At 65.2% G+C, this 17,588-nt stretch carries 16 protein-coding genes and 1 tRNA gene; 2 read left to right on the forward strand and 15 right to left on the reverse strand.

The window, feature by feature from the left end; translation table 11 throughout:
- Positions 1 to 5: 5 nt before the first annotated feature.
- The 7 genes from dbpA to KVP70_RS29095 form a co-directional block, all read right to left on the reverse strand.
- A complete protein-coding gene (gene dbpA / locus KVP70_RS29065; protein ID WP_217945872.1) occupies positions 6 to 1,424 on the reverse strand; it encodes an ATP-dependent RNA helicase DbpA in 1,419 nt (472 codons plus the stop codon).
- Positions 1,425 to 1,497: 73 nt separating this feature from the next.
- Positions 1,498 to 1,722 carry a hypothetical protein gene (locus tag KVP70_RS29070; RefSeq protein WP_020702334.1) on the reverse strand — a complete coding sequence of 75 codons (225 nt, stop codon included), beginning with the start codon at positions 1,720 to 1,722 and terminating at the stop codon, positions 1,498 to 1,500.
- A gap of 136 nt (positions 1,723 to 1,858) precedes the next feature.
- On the reverse strand, positions 1,859 to 3,523 hold the full coding sequence (locus tag KVP70_RS29075) for an acid phosphatase (RefSeq protein ID WP_217945873.1): 1,665 nt from the start codon (positions 3,521 to 3,523) through the stop codon (positions 1,859 to 1,861).
- Positions 3,524 to 3,584: 61 nt separating this feature from the next.
- Complete coding sequence (mazF, locus tag KVP70_RS29080; RefSeq protein ID WP_217945874.1) at positions 3,585 to 3,932, reverse strand: endoribonuclease MazF; 348 nt, start codon at positions 3,930 to 3,932, stop codon at positions 3,585 to 3,587.
- Positions 3,926 to 4,159, reverse strand: coding sequence for an AbrB/MazE/SpoVT family DNA-binding domain-containing protein (locus tag KVP70_RS29085; RefSeq protein ID WP_217945875.1), 234 nt, complete (start codon positions 4,157 to 4,159; stop codon positions 3,926 to 3,928). The genes mazF and KVP70_RS29085 overlap by 7 nt, the downstream gene beginning before the upstream one ends.
- A 109-nt stretch (positions 4,160 to 4,268) precedes the next feature.
- Positions 4,269 to 4,345 (reverse strand) — tRNA-Met (locus KVP70_RS29090).
- A gap of 104 nt (positions 4,346 to 4,449) precedes the next feature.
- Complete coding sequence (locus tag KVP70_RS29095) at positions 4,450 to 4,683, reverse strand: DUF6630 family protein (RefSeq protein ID WP_439897413.1); 234 nt, start codon at positions 4,681 to 4,683, stop codon at positions 4,450 to 4,452.
- Between KVP70_RS29095 and KVP70_RS29100 the strand changes: the two genes are divergently transcribed.
- A complete protein-coding gene (locus tag KVP70_RS29100) occupies positions 4,673 to 4,909 on the forward strand; it encodes a hypothetical protein (RefSeq protein ID WP_217945877.1) in 237 nt (78 codons plus the stop codon). The genes KVP70_RS29095 and KVP70_RS29100 overlap by 11 nt on opposite strands.
- Positions 4,910 to 5,012: 103 nt before the next feature.
- On the opposite strand, the gene KVP70_RS29105 is transcribed toward KVP70_RS29100, so the two are convergent.
- The 4 genes from KVP70_RS29105 to KVP70_RS29120 form a co-directional block, all read right to left on the reverse strand.
- Positions 5,013 to 6,182 carry a methyltransferase gene (locus tag KVP70_RS29105; protein WP_217945878.1) on the reverse strand — a complete coding sequence of 390 codons (1,170 nt, stop codon included), beginning with the start codon at positions 6,180 to 6,182 and terminating at the stop codon, positions 5,013 to 5,015.
- A gap of 105 nt (positions 6,183 to 6,287) precedes the next feature.
- On the reverse strand, positions 6,288 to 7,229 hold the full coding sequence (locus KVP70_RS29110; RefSeq protein WP_217945879.1) for a hypothetical protein: 942 nt from the start codon (positions 7,227 to 7,229) through the stop codon (positions 6,288 to 6,290).
- Positions 7,230 to 7,306: 77 nt separating this feature from the next.
- Entirely contained in the window at positions 7,307 to 7,516 is a 210-nt protein-coding gene (locus KVP70_RS29115) for a hypothetical protein (protein ID WP_008449977.1), read from the reverse strand.
- 42 nt (positions 7,517 to 7,558) lie between these two features.
- Entirely contained in the window at positions 7,559 to 8,173 is a 615-nt protein-coding gene (locus KVP70_RS29120; protein WP_217945880.1) for a putative metalloprotease CJM1_0395 family protein, read from the reverse strand.
- Between the two features lie 145 nt (positions 8,174 to 8,318).
- Here KVP70_RS29120 and KVP70_RS29125 point away from each other — a divergent pair, with 145 nt between their 5' ends.
- The gene (locus tag KVP70_RS29125) at positions 8,319 to 8,474 is read left to right on the forward strand and encodes a hypothetical protein (protein ID WP_217945881.1); all 156 of its coding nucleotides are present in this window, start codon (positions 8,319 to 8,321) and stop codon (positions 8,472 to 8,474) included.
- Between the two features lie 6 nt (positions 8,475 to 8,480).
- On the opposite strand, the gene KVP70_RS29130 is transcribed toward KVP70_RS29125, so the two are convergent.
- The 4 genes from KVP70_RS29130 to KVP70_RS29145 all read right to left on the reverse strand — a co-directional run bounded on the left by KVP70_RS29130 (position 8,481) and on the right by KVP70_RS29145 (position 17,463).
- A complete protein-coding gene (locus KVP70_RS29130) occupies positions 8,481 to 9,632 on the reverse strand; it encodes a serine hydrolase domain-containing protein (protein WP_217945882.1) in 1,152 nt (383 codons plus the stop codon).
- 32 nt (positions 9,633 to 9,664) lie between these two features.
- Positions 9,665 to 13,471 (reverse strand): AAA family ATPase, encoded by a 3,807-nt coding sequence (locus tag KVP70_RS29135; RefSeq protein ID WP_217945883.1) that lies wholly within the window; start codon positions 13,469 to 13,471, stop codon positions 9,665 to 9,667.
- Positions 13,468 to 14,718 (reverse strand): exonuclease SbcCD subunit D C-terminal domain-containing protein, encoded by a 1,251-nt coding sequence (locus KVP70_RS29140; protein WP_217945884.1) that lies wholly within the window; start codon positions 14,716 to 14,718, stop codon positions 13,468 to 13,470. The genes KVP70_RS29135 and KVP70_RS29140 overlap by 4 nt, the downstream gene beginning before the upstream one ends.
- An 87-nt stretch (positions 14,719 to 14,805) precedes the next feature.
- A complete protein-coding gene (locus KVP70_RS29145) occupies positions 14,806 to 17,463 on the reverse strand; it encodes a diguanylate cyclase domain-containing protein (protein ID WP_217945885.1) in 2,658 nt (885 codons plus the stop codon).
- Positions 17,464 to 17,588: the final 125 nt, after the last annotated feature.

The raw sequence follows: 17,588 nt of genomic DNA on the forward strand, positions 1-17,588 counted from the left end.
GTGAATCAGGACTCGATGAAGCGCATCTTGAAGTTGCGGCCTTTGATGGCGCCGAAGTCGCCGCCCAGCGGGTTGTTCTTGCTCAGGCGTTCGAAGGCATCGTAGGCCACGCGGCGGTCGATCGCCACGTAGGTCTGGAACTCGAACACGTTGATCTTGCCGACTTGTTCTTTGCTCAAGCCGGCATCGCCGGTCAGTGCGCCCAGCAGGTCGCCTGGACGCAGCTTGTCCTTCTTACCACCGGAGATCACCAGCGTCATCATCGGTGCCGGATCGACGCCGTATTCGTTGTCGTCCAGTGATTTCAGGTCGAACCATTCGACCGGCGCCTTCTGGTATTCCTCGATCAGCTTGACCCACTTCTTCTCGTTCGGCGCACACAGCGACAAGGCCAGGCCCTGTTCGGCGCCACGGCCGGTGCGGCCGATGCGGTGGATGTGCACCTCGGTGTCCTTCGACACGTCGACGTTGATCACCGCTTCCAGGTTGGGGATGTCCAGGCCGCGCGCGGCGACATCGGTGGCCACCAGCACGGAGCAGCTGCGGTTGGAGAACAGCACCAGGATCTCGTCGCGTTCCTTCTGTTCCAGTTCGCCGTACAGCGCCATCGCGGAGAAGCCCTTCGCCTGCAGCTCTTCCACCAGCTCGCGGCACTGCACCTTGGTGTTGCAGAAGGCGATGGCCGATACCGGCTTGTAGTGGCCCAGCAGGCGCGCCACGGCGGAGGTGCGCTCGTCGAAGCCGATCTCGAAGAATAGCTGTTCGATCTGGCTGTTGTCGTGCTGCGCTTCGACCGTCACTTCGACCGGATCGGCCAGGAAGGAATCGGTGGCGCGGCGGATGTCGTCCGGATAGGTGGCCGAGAACAGCAAGGTCTGGCGACGTTTTGGGCAGGCGCTGACGATGCCGGCGATTTCGTCGTAGAAGCCCATGTCGGTCATGCGGTCCGCTTCGTCCAGCACCAGCGTTTCCACTTTCGACAGGTCCAGCGTGGCGCGGCCCAGGTGGTCGCGCACGCGGCCCGGCGTGCCGACGACGATGTGGGCGCCATGCTCCAGCGAGGCGATCTGCGGACGCATCGGCGAACCGCCGGTCAGCACCAGCACCTTGACGTTGCCGGTGGCGCGCGCCAGGCGGCGCAGCTCATTGGCCACCTGGTCGGCCAGTTCGCGGGTAGGGCACAGCACCAGCGCCTGCACGGCGAACCAGGCCGGATTGAGCTTGGCCAGGATGCCGATGCCGAAGGCCGCGGTCTTGCCGCTGCCGGTCTTGGCCTGGGCGATCAGGTCGCGGCCTTCCAGCACCGACGGCAGGCTTTGCGCCTGGATCGTCGTCATCTCCTTGTAGCCGAGCGATTCGAGATTGTCCAGGAGGGCGGTGGTCAGCGGCAGGCTGGAAAACGCGGTGGAGGCGGTGGATGTCATGGTGTCAGACCTGTTCAAAAAGGACGTGGTCACAGTCTAACAGGCTCGCTGACGCTGTGATATCGGGTTGGTATTAGTTTGGCGCCCACACCGGCAAGCCGGTCAGGTCCAGGTTTTCGTCGCGCACCCAGACCGGCAGACCGGAGTTGTCGGTGGCTTCGAGCAGTTCGAGCTGCACTTGCTTGAGCGTGGCACGCTTGCCGCGTGGCGCCGGTGGGCGCTTCGCTTCCGGTTCGAGCGGCGCGGCCGGGCTGAAGCCGGGCAGGTCGAACGTGGCGTTATCTTTTTTATCTCTCATTCTTAAATCTCGTGCCCACGGCACTGGTGAAAATGCGCCGCTCAAAACAAAAGCCCGGCTGCAGCAGTCGGGCTCAGTAAGTAAGTCGCGGATTGTAACACAGAGGCGCCGTCTCCAGCACATCCGCGGCATCAATTCATCGGAAGCTCAGTGCCCCTGTCAGATCGCCCGGCGGCAGCGCATTACGGGCCGCGAAGGCCTCGTTGCGCAGCTTCAGGCCTTCCAGCAGCGGCAGGCCATGCAGGCGGGTGATGAAGCGCATGATCGAGGTGGTGTCGTAGAAGCTGTGATCGACCTGGCCTTTCTTTGCATACGGCGAGACCACGATGGCGGGAACGCGCGAGCCCGGACCCCAGCGGTCGCCCTTGGGCGGCGCCACGTTATCCCACCAGCCGCCGTTTTCGTCGAAGGTGATCACGATGACCATGTCCTTCCACTGCGGGGACTTCTTCAGGTGCTCGATCACGTTGGCGATGTGGGCGTCGCCCGACTCGATGTCCGAGTAGCCGGCGTGCAGGTTCAGGTTCCCTTGCGGCTTGTAGAAGGTCACCGCAGGCAGTTTGCCGGCGATGGCGTCGGCGATGAATTTGTTCGAGATCGGGCTGTCGCCCAGGCCACCGTCGCGCAGGTGCTCCGCGCGCGCGGCGGTGCCGGGCGCGAACTGCTTGAAATAGTTGAACGGCTGGTGGTGGTACTGGAAGTTGGGCTTTTCGCCGCCGCCGCGCGCGTCGAGCGCCGCCTGCCATGCGCCGCCGTACCACGCCCAGCTGACCTTCTTGGCCGACAGCAGGTCGCCGATGGTGTCGTAGGTTTGCGGCGGCAGGGTGCCGGAGTCCTTGGGATCGGCCAGCAGCGGATCGCCGTCGAAGGCCGGGCGGATGTAGCTCGGCTGGTAGGGCGGGGCCATGGTGTTGACCGCGTAGCCATCCGGCGTGATGGCGCCGTTGTTGGTGTAGATTGGATAGCCGTCCATCGCCGAGGCGGGGCTGTCCTTGGTCACGGACAGGCGCATGCCGGTCGGACCGTCGTCGAGCACCGCGATCTTCTTCTTGGCGGCGGTGTCCTTGGCGTTGAAATATTCGGGCGTGCGGCTGGAGATCAGGAACTGGTGATTCAGGTAGGAGCCGCCGAAGGCCGCCATGAAGAAGTTATCGCACAGCGTGTACTGTTCGGCGATCTTCCACAGACCTAGGTTCTTGCTGGTCTCGCCGTAGTAGCCCATGACCATGCCGCCGGTGTTGCCCCAGGCCGCGAAGCCGTCGTTCTTGCCGCCGTTGATCTGCATCTGGTTCTGGTAGAACAGGTGCCACAGGTCGCGCGTGATCACGGCTTCCGGCAGCGGTTTGCCTTCGGTGTCGGCCAGTTTGAACGGGCCGTTCGGCAGGTTCTTGACGTCGTCTTCTTTCAGCCCGTATTTTTTGCCGCCGATGTCCTGGGTGTTGGGCACCATGCCGCCCCAGACTTTCGGCAGCGCGGGCAGCACCGAACCGTCGAAGTCGCGCTGCTGGCAGGCGGCCGCAGTGGCGGCCGACAATGGCGAGGCGGTGCCGGGGAAGTTGGCGAACAGGTTGTTGAAGCTGCGGTTTTCCAGGTAGATCACGACCACGGTCTTGATGTGGGCTTGCAGCTTGGCGTCCAGCGAGCCTTTGACGGCGGCCGGCTTGGCGGTGGCGGCTTCGCTCAGGGCGGGCAGGGAAGCAGCCATGCCGGTAGCGGCGGCGACCTGGAAGATCCGGCGGCGCGATGGACTGACGGGCGCATCCTGCTCCTGTGGGGCTGTAACCTGAACTAGATCCTTCACACGCGTCTCCCTGGGTAGGCAAAAAGAGCAATTGTGACAGTTTTGTGACGGGTTGGGTATATCAGGGAAGGAGTAGCTTGATGCGTTTGCTGACGTCGTTGGCGCACTGTGGAGTCACCTCGGCGAATTTGCGTGCATTGCGCGCCCGCCAATCGACTGAACGAACGTGATCGGCTAAAACGACGCCGGTCAGTTGGTAATTGGATGGAGCTGCCGCGGGAACTTCAAATGGATAGCCCTTGGCTTGATTGGTGACCGGGCAGCAGATGGCCAGACCGGATGCTGCGTTGTAGCTGGCTACGGAGAGCACCAGGGCAGGCCGGCGGCCAGCCTGTTCATGTCCGGCTTGCGGAGTAAAGTCGAGCCATACGACATCCCCGCGATCTGGAATGTAGACGCTTGTTACCATGCTTCGCCGCCCACGGCTGGGTCGTCCAGCAAGGGGGTGTGACGATTTTCGGGGGTAATACGTGCGAGAAGGTCTTCCAGGCTTTCGGCTGCCGGCACCAGTAGCAATTGCCCTGCGTCGGTTTGCAGGTCCAGCTTTTGCCCGATCTGGAGGCCAGTTTCTTTTAATGCCGCTGCCGGTATGCGCACAGCGGCGCTATTGCCCCATTTCTGTATCTCGACCAGCATATCAGCCTCCGTGAGTGTATCTACATTGTAGATACGTCATAACGGAGAATGCAAGCGCGAAAAAGAAAAAGCCGTTGATTCTTGAGAAGAATCAACGGCTTATCGAATCTGGTTGCGGGGACAGGATTTGAACCTGTGACCTTCGGGTTATGAGCCCGACGAGCTGCCAGACTGCTCCACCCCGCGTCTGAGGCCCGAATTATACAGAGACCTTTTGTATTCCGCAAGGGTCAAAATAAGAGCCACTTATATTTTGTCGAAAATTTTAAGTGGTGCTTATGTTTATCCTATCATTCCTCGCTTTGCGTGAGCGCGAAGTCTTCAAAGCGCAGGATTTTCACGCCAGCTTCCCGCGCCAGGGCGAGCGTCTGCTCGACCAATGCGTTTTCCATGATGAGTGCGTAGTAGGAATCCGATTCATAGTCCACTATCAGCAACGACAATTGCCGAGGTTCCAGCCAGTGAGACAGCTCGCCCAGCCCTTGCCTGTAGCATGAGCCACTGACCGCGCTGTTGGCCCTGATCGTCCAGCATGGCGCCGAAAAAAAGCCAGCGGATCTCGTCGATGCTGGTCAGTCCTGCGGCATCGTACTTGGCTTCCATTTGCCGTACCAGCCGTTCGCTTTCCTGATTGCCAAGGTGGCGCGAAATCAGGCGGGTGACCCCGCAGGCGCCGGCCTTGTGGCGCGCATACGCCTCTTCGCTCAGCAGGTCGGCGGCAGGCGGAACGGGCGCCGCCGCTTGTGGTGACAGCAGCCCGAATCATAGCTTGAACATGGGGCATCCTCCATGAAGTTGACTCAAGCGAGCATAGCAGAACTACAAATATTGCATTTTTCGATAGCCGACCTGGTTACGCGGCGGCCAGGCGCCATAGCGACGTGACCTCGGCGGCGCGGGCGGCGTGCAGCGGATCGGTGGCGTCGGCGGCGCGCGGGTGGGTCGGGCGCACGTCGTGGCGGTCGATCACTTTCAGGCCGGCGGCGGCGATCCATTCCATCAGGTCCGCGCGCGGACGCAGGCCCAGGTGCTCGGCCAGGTCCGACAGGATCAGCCAGCCCTCGCCACCCGGCGTCAGATGGTCCGACAGGCCGGCCAGGAAGCCGCGCAGCATGCGGCTGTCCGGATCGTAGACCGCGTATTCAATCGGCGAGCTCGGACGCGCCGGCACCCACGGTGGATTGCACACCACCAGCGGCGCCCGGCCTTCAGGGAACAGATCCGCCTCCAGCAGCTCGACCTGGCCGTCCAGATCCAGTCGCGCCAGATTCTCGCGCGCGCAGCTCAGCGCCCGCTGATCCTGGTCGGTGGCGATGACGCGCGCCACGCCGCGCTTGGCCAGCACCGCCGACAGCACACCGGTACCGGCGCCGATGTCGTAAGCCAGCTTGACGCCGGCCGGCAGCGGCGTGTTCGCCACCAGTTCCACATACTCGCCGCGCACCGGCGAGAACACGCCGTAGTGCGGGTGGATGCGCGCGTCCAGCGCCGGGATCTCCACGCCGGTGCGGCGCCATTCGTGCGCGCCGATCACGCCCAGCAGCTCGCGCAGCGAGGCCACGAACGGTTCCTCGAAGCGGCCGTATGCCTCATTGCAGGCCAGCTGCACGTCCGGCGCGCGGCGCAGCGGAATCGAGTAGGCGGCGTCGAAGGGAATCAGCAGCATGGCCAGCGTGCGCGCGCGTTGCGACTGCGCCTGGCGATGCAGGTGGAAGGCTTCGGTCGGCGTGGCGGGCACTTTGGCCGGCTTGGCTTTCTTGGCTGGCTTGGCCTTGTGGTCGGCGCGGCGCGCCAGCGCTTGCAGCAGCTGGCGGGCGTTCTGGAAGTCGCCGCGCCACAGCAGTGCCGTGCCTTCGCAGGCCAGGCGGTAGGCCACGTCGGCATTGGTGCGGTCGTCGGCGAGGACGACGCGCTTCGGCGGCGCCATGCCGGCTTCGGAGCGCCAGCGCGCGGAGCACTGCACGCCGTTCTCCTCCCAGTGGATCTGTTGTGGCGTAGGGGAGGCGGTGGTTTGTGCGGACATGTCGGGGCAATCGGTAGGTGTAATAAGCGGAAGCACAAAAAACGCCGGGGATGGTGTCCATCCCTGCCGGCGTTTTGGTGTTGAGGCGCTTATTATACTTGGCGCTTAACTGGTGGCGTCTTTGGCGCTCGGTGCGGCGTCGTTGGCGGCGGTGGTCGAGATCGGGTCGTCGGCCGGCGCGGGCGTCGCGCTGACGCCTGCCGGTCCCGCCTTGATGGGGTCCGACACGGCTTGCAGGCCGGTGGCGTCGCTTGCCGGTTTGACCTTGTCGGCGGCGGTTGGCGCGCTGTAGGTGTTGGTGTCCTTGCTGTTGACCAGGCTGAGAAGACGCAGCGACAGGTTGCGCAGCGTATTGCGGTCGATGCCGTTGCTGGCCTGGCTCGGGGAGTTGTCGCCGGTCGACAGCGCCGAGTGCAGGTCGCGGCCGATCAATTGGAACAGGTCGGCCAAGGTGCCAGGGAAGTCGATATTCGGCACCTGCACCGACGGCAGGTTGTCGGTGCTGGCGCCATTGGCGGCCACTGGTCGCTTGCTGGCGGCGTCGCTTGCCGGCTTGCTGTTGCTGGTTTCCTGGCTGGCGGCTCCGCTCAATTCAGCGTCGTACTGCACCTCCACTTCGAAATCGAACTTGCGGCCGTCGGCAGTGGTGATCGTACCCTTGCCGATGAAGTGCGAGCTGTCGGTCAGGTCGAAAGCGGCGGCGTCGCTGCTGCCGTTCGGTCCCGAAGTGTGCTGCACGCCCACGGCGAAGCTGGACGAGGTGTCCAGGCTGGCCGAGTCGAAACTGATGGTCGCGCCCTTGCCCGCGTCGCCGAACAGCGAGGTGGCGAACTTATTGACGAAATCCTGCGCGAAATCGACCGTCGCGTTGCCAACCGACGCCACATGCTGCGCCAGGGCGTCGTCGGACAGCGAAGCCGGCGAGGAACTGGCTGCTTTCAGGGGCGTGGCGGCGGTCGCGCCGTTCGTCTTGCCGTCGTTGCGCGTGTTGGCGCCGTAGAGGGACGCTGGCAAAGCGCGGGGGCCGAGAGCAGGTAGGATAGACATGGCAGGTTCCAGCGGATTTCGTTTGATAGTACTTCTATAACGGTCCCGCTGGCGATTTCTTGAGGGCTGCGCAAAGATTAATGATGGTGGGTCCAGCCTTCCGGCGCCGCCAGGTAGGAAGCGACGGCGTCTTTCTGGCCGATGGCGTGGTGTTTGACTTCGCCGCAGGCGCAAATTCCCAGGTAAGGCTGGATGTGCGAGCAGGCCGATACCTTTTGCAGGCGGACCTGCACGGCTTTGGCGCACTTGGCGCATTTGAAGGTCAGGGTGCGTGGTGCTTTTAACATGGTTGCTCTTTTGTTGGACTGGCAAAGGCGGGATTCTATCACTCAGGCATAGATGTCCAGCTTGGGCGGCACCAGCGGCGGCGTTTCGTAGGTGCGGCGGACTTTGGCGGCATCGCCCGAGCCCTGTCCCTGGACCCGTGCCGCCGCCTGTTCCACCTGCTGCGTCGCCAGTTCGGCGCGGGCCTGCAGTTCGAGTAGCGCCGCCTGGGCCGCCACCGCGCGGTCGGCGCCGGAGGGATCGGCCGGCGCCAAGGCCGCCGCCTGTATCGTGTGGGCCCGTTCGATGGTCTCCTGCGGCGTGCGGCCGGGCGATGTATCGATATGCACCTCGCCGCCGATGGCGTAATCGACGCCGTTCGGTCCGCGCTGATAGGTGTAGGAAGCGCCGGAAGTGGCCAGGCCGCCGGCGGTGGCCATGTGCGCCTGCTCGTGCTGGCGCACTTCGGTGTCGCGGGCTTTCAGCTGGGCGACCAGGGCCAGCGCTTCGGGCGTAAGGTTGGTGACGGAGTCGCTGCCGGAAAAATTGGTGTTCGGGGACGAGCTGGTCGAGGCGGATGCCGGACCCGCCGGCGTGACCGACGACGTCACCTGCACCGGCGGCGTCGCGCGCACCGGCGGCTGGCTGGCGGAACTCGGTGATATGGCGCCTGTGCTCATGGTGGTGCGCATTGCCTCCTGCTCTCTGAATGATAGCAAATCTGTAGCAAATGGTTGCAATTGGCGGCGGCCCGCAGGTCAACTGGCGCGGCGCGCCCGCGTTGAAGGTCTACTGGGGATCATCTTCCACCAAAGAGGCAAGACCATGGACCAAAAGAAGCAACCGAGCAAAGAATCCGTGCGGCAGTGGTTGCAGACGCAGATCGCGGAACGGCGCCCGCCGCCGGACGCCCAGCAAATCCGCCGCGAGCTGGGGTGGGAGATGCTCAAACTGGAGCGCAAGGAGACGCGCGAACGCTAGCTTGTTTTAGTCGCTGACGGTGGCGATCAGCGTGTGCAGCAGCTGGTTGACCTTCGCGCCCATCGCATCGGAGCCGTAGTCGCCGGCGGTGATGACCACCGTCAGATCGAGCTCCGGCACGATGAAGATGCGCTGGCCGCCGTTGCCGAAAGCGGCGCTCCATGGCGTGCGGTGGCCGTGCCAGGCCGCCGTGCCGTCCCACCACTGGTAGCCGTAGTGCAGCTCGTCCGGTTGGTTGCCCGGACTCCTGAAGCCCACGCTCAGGCGCGGTTTCAGCGATTCATCCACCCATTCCTCGGCCACGATCTGGCGGCCGTTCCAGCGGCCGTGGTTCAGCATCAGCCGTCCCAGCTTGGCCATGTCGCGCGGCCGCAGGCGCAGTCCCGCAAACGGCGCCGGCCGGTCGCGCAAGTCGGTCACCCATTCCCACTGCAGGATGCCCAGCGGTTCGAACAGGTCCTTGCGGGCGACCTCGGTCCACGGCTGGCCGCTGACGCGGCTGACGATGTCGGCCAGGATGGTGGTGCCGCCGCCGTTGTAGTTCCACACCGCGCCAGGCGGGGCGACGATGGGGCGCTCCAGCACATAGCGCAGCTGGTCGGATTTCCAGAACAGCCGCAGCTCGTTGTTGGGCTGCGCGCCTTCGTCCCACTTCCAGCCGCCGCTCATGGTCAGCAGGTGTTCGAGGTTGACGGCGTTCAGCAGCGGCGTGCGCAAGTCCTGGTATTCGGGGTAGTAGTCCAGCACCGGCGTGGTGAGCGCGCCGATTTTGCCGCGTTGCTTCTCGATGCCGACCAGCAGGCCGATGACGCTCTTGCCGATCGAGCGCACGTCGTGCAGCGTGTCCGGCCCAAATTCCACCGTCGGCGCGAACGGCGGCCACACGCCCAGCCCGCGCCGGATCGAGCGGTCCTTGCCGGCGCGGTACATCTCCGCCACCAGCTTGCCGTGGCGTTCAATGACGATGCCGTGGATATTGTCCTTGCCCTGTGCCAGCGCGGTCAGCGTGACGCACAGCGCGTTGGCGTTGAAGCCAGATGCTTCAGGCGCCGCCAGTTCCCAGCCATCGCCTTGCGCGTAGGGCGCGGCGCAGGGCGCGGCATGGGCTGGGGGCAGTACGGTCGATAAGCAAAAGCACAGACAAAGCAGCAATTTCATGAGCCGGCCTGAATTAACAATAAAACACCATTCTACTGCACTGTGACCGCGCTTTTGCCGCCCGCCGAAGGTTGTACCAGGATTTTAACGGCGATCCGCTCCGTCATTTCCTGCACGTGCGAGATGACGCCGACTTTGCGGCCCATCGCTTGCAGGCCGTCCAGCGCATCCATGGCCACGCGCAGGGTTTCGGCATCGAGGCTGCCGAAGCCTTCGTCGATGAACAGCGATTCGACGCGCACGCGGTTGGACGACAGCGAGGCCAGTCCCAGCGCCAGCGCCAGCGACACCAGGAACGATTCGCCGCCGGACAGCGAATGCACGGAGCGCATCTCGCCGCCCATGTCCTGGTCGCGCACCAACAAGGCCAGCGACGGGCTGGCCGGGTTGTCGATACGTTCCAGTTGGTAGCGGCGCGCCAGGTGGTTCAGGTGGGCGTTGGCGTAACCCAGCAGGACGTCCAGCGTGAATTGCTGGGCGTAGTTGCGGAACTTCTTGCCGTCGGCCGAGCCTATCAGGTCGTTCATGCGCGCCCAGCGCTGTTCGATCGCTTCCTGCTGCTCGATCTCGGCCAGCATGGCTTGCGATTGCTGGCGCTTGGCGTCGTCCTGCGCCAGCGCCAGTTGCAGGGCGGTGGCGTGGTCGTGGGCTGTCTTGCGTTCGACCGCCAGCTCGTTCAGCGCGGTGGCCAGCAGTGCGATCGGCGTTTGTTCGTCTGCCGACGCGCGCTCCGGTGGCGCGGACAATTGGTGTTGCGCGCGTTGGCGCTGGCGTTCATTGAGCACGGTGGCGGCGTTGTCGGCGGCGCGGTCGATGGCTTGCAGCGCGGCGCGTTCGGCGTCGACCTGTTCGGCCGTATGGGCCAGCAGTGCGTGCAGGTGCTCCAGGTCGCGCAGGCCGGCGTCGGGCTGGCGCTGCTGGAAGGCGGCGATCCAGTCGGACAGCGCCGCCGCCGCCGATGCCGATGCACCGTGCAGCGCCGCCAGCCGTTGCGCGGCCTGGGCCAGTGCCTCGTCCGCGCGGGCGCGCGCGTGGGCCGCCTGCTGTGCGGCGGTTTGCAGGCCGGCCAGGCGCTCCCTGGCGGCGTCGATGGCGGCGTTGAGCGCCGTTTCGACGTCGCGTACTTCCTTGCCGCCCCATAGCGCCATGCGTTGCTGCTGCATGTCCTTGAGCGCGGCGTCGGCACTGCTGTAGATGACGCGGGCGTTGACCGCGTCCAGGCCGGCCTTGGCCTGTGCCTCGCCGAGCGCCTTCACTTCCACGTCGAGCGTGGCGGTGGCGGCGGCGCGTTCGTCGTGGGCGGCGCGCTGCGTCAGCCATTGCCGGCTCTCGGCCTGGCGGGCTTCGTAGAATCGGGCGGGGCCTGCTTTCCAGTCGTCCTTCCAGTCGTCGCTCGGGATGTCGCTGCCGCTGAAGGCCGGGTCCAGGTCCGCGAGCAGGGCGCTCAGCGTCAAGGCGACTTCGATGCGCTGGTCGTCCAGCGCCTTGTATTCCGTGTTCGATTGCGCCAGCGCGGTCTGGGCGTGCGAGGCGACGCTCTGCAAACGCGTGTGCTCGGCCGCCGCCAGGTCGTAGGCCGATTGCGCCTGGTCGCGGGCGATGCGGGCCGCATGCAGGGCGCGTTCCTGCCGTTCGATGGCTTGCAGCGCGTCGCGCACAGTCTCCAATTGTGCGACGAACCAGCCGGTGCGTTCGGGCTCCGGCGGCAGCTTTGCCGCAAGCTGGGACGCGGCCTCGTCCCGGCCCTCAGCGTGCAGGTGGCCGTGCCACGCTGCAGCGACGCGTTCCAGCGCCTGCGCCACAGTGCGGCCTTCGCTGGCCAGCGCGTTCAGTTGCTCAAGGCTGGCCTGCTCGGTCGCGCGTTGCGCCGCTTGCTGGTTGACATTGGCTTCTAACTGCTGGCGGCAGCGGGTGACTTCCGCCTGGAACTCGGCCAACATGTCGTGCAGGCCGTCGTTATCGTGGCGATATGGATGCTCGTTCGATCCGCAGACCGGGCAAGGCGTATTGTCCTCCAGCGCGGCGCGCAGCGATTCCACGTTCTTGGCACAGGCGCCTTCCGCCAGTTTCAGCGAACGTTCCGCCTGCGAGGAGGCAGCCAGGATGCCAACGCCTTCCTGCGCTGCTGTTTTTAACTGAATTTTGGCTGCGTCCACCGCCTGTCGCAGCTGCGCGGACTGCGCCTGGATATGCGTATGGCGCGATTGCCGCGCATCGAGTTCGATCCACAGCTTTTCCGCCGCCGCCAGTTGATCGCGGCGTCGCTCCAGATCGTGGCGCGATGTCTGTAGCTGCTCGACCGGGAAGGCCGTCAGCGCGCGCACCGCTTCCTGGCGCTGCGCTTCCAGCGTTTGCAAGGCGACGCTGGAGGCGGCCAGCTTGCCGCTGGCCTCCGCCTCGTCGTCGCGATGCGCCTTGGCGTTGCGCTGCACGCGGGCCAGCGCGCTGCTCAGTTTCTCCGCTTGCGAAGCGGCTTGGCCGGCCTGCACGAACAGCACATCCCAGCGTTCCCAAGATTGGGCCATCGTCTGCCACTGCTTGTGCTGCGCCAGCCAGGCGACGCCTGCTTCATGCTGCGCGCCCAGGCGCTTGCGTTCGTCCTGCCGTTCTTGCAGCGCAGCCCTGGCCACGGCATCCGCCTGGTCGGCGGTTTCGCACGCGGCGGCGGCCTGACGGTAAGCGGGCAGCAGGGCTTCGATGCGGGCGTCGAGCGCCTTGGCCTGGTCCAGCTGCGGCGCGGCTGCGCGCTGGGCGGTCTCCGATTCCTGCACCTGCGTCGCGGCCTGCGCTTGCGCCGCCGTGGCGCGCTCCAGCGCCTGCGCTGCGGACGCGGCATCCTGCGTGCTGGCGACGATGGCCGCTTGCGTGGCCGCGATGTCGGCTGCGATGCGCTCAATTTCAGCGGCCAGCGGACGCGCCGGTTGCACGGCGGCGATGCGCGCCAGCGCGGTGCGGCGCGGCGCCGACGCTTCCACGTCCGCGACGGCGGCCTGGCAAGCCTGCTGCGCCGACTGTTCGTCTTCCGCCAGTTTTTCTGCTTGCTTGTGCCAGCGCAGTTCCTGTTCCAGCTCGGCCTTGCGCTGTTCCAGCACTTGCAGCCCGGCTGCGGCGGTCGCGCTTTGCGCTTCCAGTTCGCCGCGTTGTTCAGCGTTGAGGGGCTTCTGGTCGGCCAGCCGTGCGCTCAATCTTTGCAGCGCGGCCTGTTCCAGCTTGGCGCGCTCGAAGGCGCGCATTGATATCTCGCTGTAGACGGTGCTGCCGGTCAGCGTCTCCAGCAGTTCGCCGCGTTCGTTGTCCTCGGACTTGAGGAAGGCGGAAAACTCGTTCTGCGCCAGCAGCACGGCGCGCGTGAACTGCTCGAACGACAGGCCGATGCGCTTCTCGATTTCCACCTTCACTTCGGTCTTGGTGCCGCCGATGGCCTGCAGCGACGGCAGCAGATGCAGCGTCATCTGGGTCGGCTGCAACGCGCCTTCGGCCTTGGTGCGCGAACGGCGCACGCTCCAGCGGGCGCGGTAGGAGGCGCCGTCGTTGCCGACGAAATCCACTTCGGCAAAGCCCTCGGCCGTGCCGCGACGCAGCAGCGTGCGCGGGTCCTGGGTGGAGATGGTCTCCGCGCCGACGTCGGTCAGGTAGCTGCGGCCGGCGACCTTCAGCAGGCGCGGCGTGGCGTCGTACAGCGCCAGGCACAGCGCGTCGAGCAGGGTGCTTTTGCCGGCCCCGGTCGGGCCGCTGATGGCGAACAGGCCGGTCGACGCCAGCGGCTCCTGCTCGAAGTCCACGCCGAATTCGCCCGCCAGCGACGCCAGGTTCTTGCCGCCGATTTTCAGGATTCTCATGGCTGCCCCGGCGTCAACATCAGTTCCGCGAAGGCGCTCAACTGGTCGGTCGGCGCTTCGTTGTCGAATCGTTGCCGGTATAGCTGGCGGAAGATATCGTCCGGCTTGAGCTGCTCCAGCTGGTCCAGCGTCATCACCTCGTCATCGATGGAGGTGCTGCGCGCCGCGCTGGAGGTCTCGATCTTGGCCAGCCGCACCGGCTTGCCGTCCAGCGCCGCCTCGATGCGCGCACGCAGGCCGGGCTCCGGCGCATCCAGCCGCACCCGCACCTCCAGGAAGGGCTGCTGTTCCGGCTGCGCCGGCTGCGCATCGAGCGCCGCCAGTTCCTCCAGCACCTGCGCCAGCGGCGCCGGTTTGGCCGGAACGCGCAGCAGCTGGACCGCGCGCGGCACCATCAAAGGCGCGATCTCGCGCACTTCGCCGCCGTCGATATCGATGCGCAGGATCTGGTGCTGGTAGCCCATCTCCGCGAACGACAGCGGAATCGGACTGCCGCAATAACGGATGTGCTGCTGCTTGCCGACGCTCTGCGCCAGGTGCAAATGCCCCAGCGCGGCGTAGACGATGGCCGGGTCGAAGATCCCCGCCGGCAGCATCTCGGTGCCGCCGATGACGATGCGGCGCTCCGAATCGTTGGACATCTGGCCGTCGACCATGTGGCAATGGCCCATGGCCAGTATCGCCTGGCCCGGCTGGCGCTTGGCCAGCGCCAGTCCCAGCGCCTGCTTGTAGAGCAGGGCGATGCCGGCCAGATAAGGGTCGGCGCAAGGATCGGCACCTTCGTCGGCCGCCACGCGCGGCACGTCGCCAGGGCGCAGGAAGGGCACGGCCAGGCACCAGGCCTCCACCGCGCCGCCACGGCCGGTCAGCGGCAGCACCAGTTGTTCCAGGTCGATCTCGCCGTCCGCCTTGCGCTGCACGCTGCCGACCACCCGCGTGCCATGCGCTTCCAGCAGCGGTCCGGGCGCCTCCAGCCGCCCCGGCGAATCGTGGTTGCCGGCGATGACCACCAGGTTCAGATGCGGCACGCGCTCCCTGGCCTGCTGCAAAAATCGATACAGCTGCTTCTGCGAGGCGGCCGACGGATTGGCGTTGTCGAAGATGTCGCCGGCGATCAGCAGCGCGTCGGCCTGTTCGGCGGCGACGGTGTCGAGCAGCCAGTCCAGGAAATGCTGGTGCTCGTAGGTACGCTCGAAATTATGCAGGGATTGGCCGAGATGCCAGTCGGAGGTGTGCAGCAGACGCATGAAGATGTGTAATCAAAACAGCCGGGAAGCGCACAATATAGCGCAAGATGGCGCCGGATGAGTTGATAAAAGTGGATCGGCCTTCGACTAGGCCGCGTTGCTGGTCGTCGTCGGCAGGGCCGGACCTGCGCGATAGGTGTTGCGGCCGCCCTGTTTGGCCTCGTACAGCAGCACGTCGGCCCGGTTCAGCAGCTCGGCCGGCGTGACATCCTCGCCGCGGTAATAGGCCATGCCGATGCTGGCGGAAATCGACACCACCGTGCCATCGAGGTCGAACGGCGCCTGCATCGCGGTGACGATCTTGGCCGCCAGCGCATCGGCGGCGTCCATGCGGCCGATGCGCTCCATGATGATGGTGAATTCGTCGCCGCCCAGGCGGGCGATGGTGTCGGTGGCGCGCATGGCGTGCGTGAGCCGCCCCGAAAAAGCCCTCAGCAGCGCGTCGCCGACGCTGTGGCCGAAGGTGTCGTTGACCGGCTTGAAACGGTCGATATCCATGTACATCACCGCCATCAGGCTGTGGTTCTCGCGGCAGGCGGCCATCGTGTCCTGGAGTTTTTGCAGGAAGCCGGCGCGGTTGGTCAGCCCGGTCAGCGCATCGACCTGCGACAGCTTGAGCAGGCGCTGTTTCTCGCGTTTTTGCGCCGTGATGTCCTGCCGCATGACGTGGAAGCCGATCACGGTCACGCCGTCTTCGTCCATCTGCGGGATGTACACCACCTCGAAAGTGCGGCCGACGGTGCTGTCGGGGTCCTCCTCTTCGAAGGTCAGCGTTTCGCCGGCCAGCGCGCGCTTGATGTAGGGGGAGAGGAATTGATAGCGCTCCTGGCCCATGGTCGCCTCGATGGACTTGCCCAGCACCGTCAGGCCGCTGCGGTTGAATTCCCGTTCGTAGGCGACGTTGTGGAAGCGGTAGATCTCCTCCGAATCGACATATGCCACCATCGCCGGCAGCGTGTCGGCGATGGTGCGCAGCCGCGCTTCGCTCTCGCGCAGCGCCATCACGGATTTGCGCACGTGGGTGATGTCGTCCACCGTGCCGACATAGCCATAGATATGGCCGTCCACCACCATCGCCGCGACCTTGAACGAAACCCAGACCATCATGCCGTCCGGGTGTACGCAGCGTACCGTGTCCTGGTAGGGAACGCGGGTCTTCGCCATATGCTTCAAGGCTTCCTTGAGCACCTGGCGATCGTTGGGGTGGACGGCGCGCAGCCAGGCATCGCCCAGCGCCTCGTCGCGCGTCAGCCCGGTGATGAATTCGAAGGTGCGGTTGACATAGGTGCAGTGGCCGGCGGGATCGGCCCGTATCAAACCCAATGGCGAGGCGTCGTTGACGGCCGCCAGCTCCGCCTGGTTTTTGCGCATCGCCAGTTCGCTTTCCTTGCGCGGCGTGATATCGCGCGTGGTCACCGCCACGCCGTCGTGGATGGCGACGATTTGATGGTGCAGCCACAAATGGCCTCTACCCGGCAGGAAGTCGATTTCGAATTCCTCCTCCAGCGGGCGTCCGCTGGCCAGCACCGTCTTGTATTTTTCCAGGAAACCCTTGGTGTGCAGCGCTGGCAGCACTTCGATCAGGCGCCTGCCTTTGATCTCGTCGGTGGTGGAGCCCAGCAGCGCCGCGCCGCGCTCATTCAGGTCGGCGATGGTGAAGTCGACCACTTCTTTGCCGGGACCGCGCATGTGGCAGGCCTTTAACAGGTAGACCGCGTCCATGCTGGCGTCGGCCGCGGCCCGCAGCATGGTCTGCGCCTCGGTGACCATGCGCGCGCTGCGCCGCAGGCGGTGCGCCTGTTGCATCAACAAGCCGACGAACAGCAGCACCAGCACCGAGGCCACGGCCACCGCCCTGTAATAGATGTCGCGCCGGTGCTCGAAGGTGGCCATCGCCGAAGTTACAGGATTGCCGACCACCGCCAGCATCAGGTAGCGCGGCATCTCAGTGTAGCCGTAGATGCGCTCGACGGCGTCGAACGGATGCGCCAGCAGCAGCTCGTCCGATTGCTGCCGGCCGCCCTGCGCCACGGTGAAGTCGATCGAATCGCTGATGATGACCTGTTCGTCGACGCGGGCGGTGGACATGCCGTTTTCACGGCTGATCAGCAGCACGGCGCCGCCGGGATCGACGTTCAGGCGGTCGTAGTCCTCGACGAAGGCGGCGGGATCGATCATCACCATGATGATGCCGGCGAATTCGCCCTGGCGGTTGTTCAGGCGGCGCGAGATCTGGATTTGCCATTTCTTCGTGCGCGGCTCGACCACCGGCGTGGTCACCAGCGGCGTATCGGCGGTGTTGTTGGCGAGTTGGCTGAAGAAGGCTTGCTGGTGCTGGTCCGGCGCGAAGTAGCCGTTGCGGCTGTCGAGCAGGCGGCCGTCGGCGCCGACCAGTGCCAGCGGCAGGTCCAGCTTGGACGGCAGCAGCGAATCGAGCAGGCCGTTGCGGCGGGTGAATTCGGCCAGCCGCAGCGTGCCGCCGGTTTCCTCGTATTTGAGCTTGAACAGCTGCGTCGCGTGGTCGATCTGGCGCAGCAGGTGGTTGGTGTGTTCGGCCAGCGTGCGCGCCAGCGACTGGCTATGCAGCACCGCTTCGTAATGGGCGGTCAGTTTCTCCTGGCCGATCTGGTAGGCGGCGGCCGCCCACAAGGCCGCCAACAGCGCCAGTGCAAACACCGGCAGTAGTATCGCGCGATACAGGTGGCGTAAATACATCACGAACGGGCGAGTGGCGAAATAGTTCATCGAAAATCTACGTTCCCCGCGAATTGAAAGCTGCTTGCCATGTGTGGATATTCTGCACGGAAATGTCACGTTTGTGGCTGGCGGGTCAAAAAAAACCCCTTTCCGATCACAGGCAATGTTGATTT

The sequence above is a fragment of the Duganella violaceipulchra genome (assembly GCF_019166075.1).
Classification (GTDB): domain Bacteria; phylum Pseudomonadota; class Gammaproteobacteria; order Burkholderiales; family Burkholderiaceae_D; genus Rugamonas; species Rugamonas violaceipulchra.

Excerpts from the sequence above, each read along its gene's own strand:
- KVP70_RS29115 (WP_008449977.1), bottom strand. The coding sequence starts at position 7,516 with ATGTTAAAAGCACCACGCACCCTGACCTTCAAATGCGCCAAGTGCGCC.
- KVP70_RS29125 (WP_217945881.1), top strand. The coding sequence starts at position 8,319 with ATGGACCAAAAGAAGCAACCGAGCAAAGAATCCGTGCGGCAGTGGTTG.
- KVP70_RS29070 (WP_020702334.1), bottom strand. The coding sequence starts at position 1,722 with ATGAGAGATAAAAAAGATAACGCCACGTTCGACCTGCCCGGCTTCAGC.
- KVP70_RS29135 (WP_217945883.1), bottom strand. The coding sequence starts at position 13,471 with ATGAGAATCCTGAAAATCGGCGGCAAGAACCTGGCGTCGCTGGCGGGC.
- dbpA (WP_217945872.1), bottom strand. The coding sequence starts at position 1,424 with ATGACATCCACCGCCTCCACCGCGTTTTCCAGCCTGCCGCTGACCACC.
- KVP70_RS29145 (WP_217945885.1), bottom strand. The coding sequence starts at position 17,463 with ATGAACTATTTCGCCACTCGCCCGTTCGTGATGTATTTACGCCACCTG.
- KVP70_RS29110 (WP_217945879.1), bottom strand. The coding sequence starts at position 7,229 with ATGTCTATCCTACCTGCTCTCGGCCCCCGCGCTTTGCCAGCGTCCCTC.
- mazF (WP_217945874.1), bottom strand. The coding sequence starts at position 3,932 with ATGGTAACAAGCGTCTACATTCCAGATCGCGGGGATGTCGTATGGCTC.
- KVP70_RS29105 (WP_217945878.1), bottom strand. The coding sequence starts at position 6,182 with ATGTCCGCACAAACCACCGCCTCCCCTACGCCACAACAGATCCACTGG.
- KVP70_RS29140 (WP_217945884.1), bottom strand. The coding sequence starts at position 14,718 with ATGCGTCTGCTGCACACCTCCGACTGGCATCTCGGCCAATCCCTGCAT.
- KVP70_RS29130 (WP_217945882.1), bottom strand. The coding sequence starts at position 9,632 with ATGAAATTGCTGCTTTGTCTGTGCTTTTGCTTATCGACCGTACTGCCC.
- KVP70_RS29085 (WP_217945875.1), bottom strand. The coding sequence starts at position 4,159 with ATGCTGGTCGAGATACAGAAATGGGGCAATAGCGCCGCTGTGCGCATA.
- KVP70_RS29120 (WP_217945880.1), bottom strand. The coding sequence starts at position 8,173 with ATGAGCACAGGCGCCATATCACCGAGTTCCGCCAGCCAGCCGCCGGTG.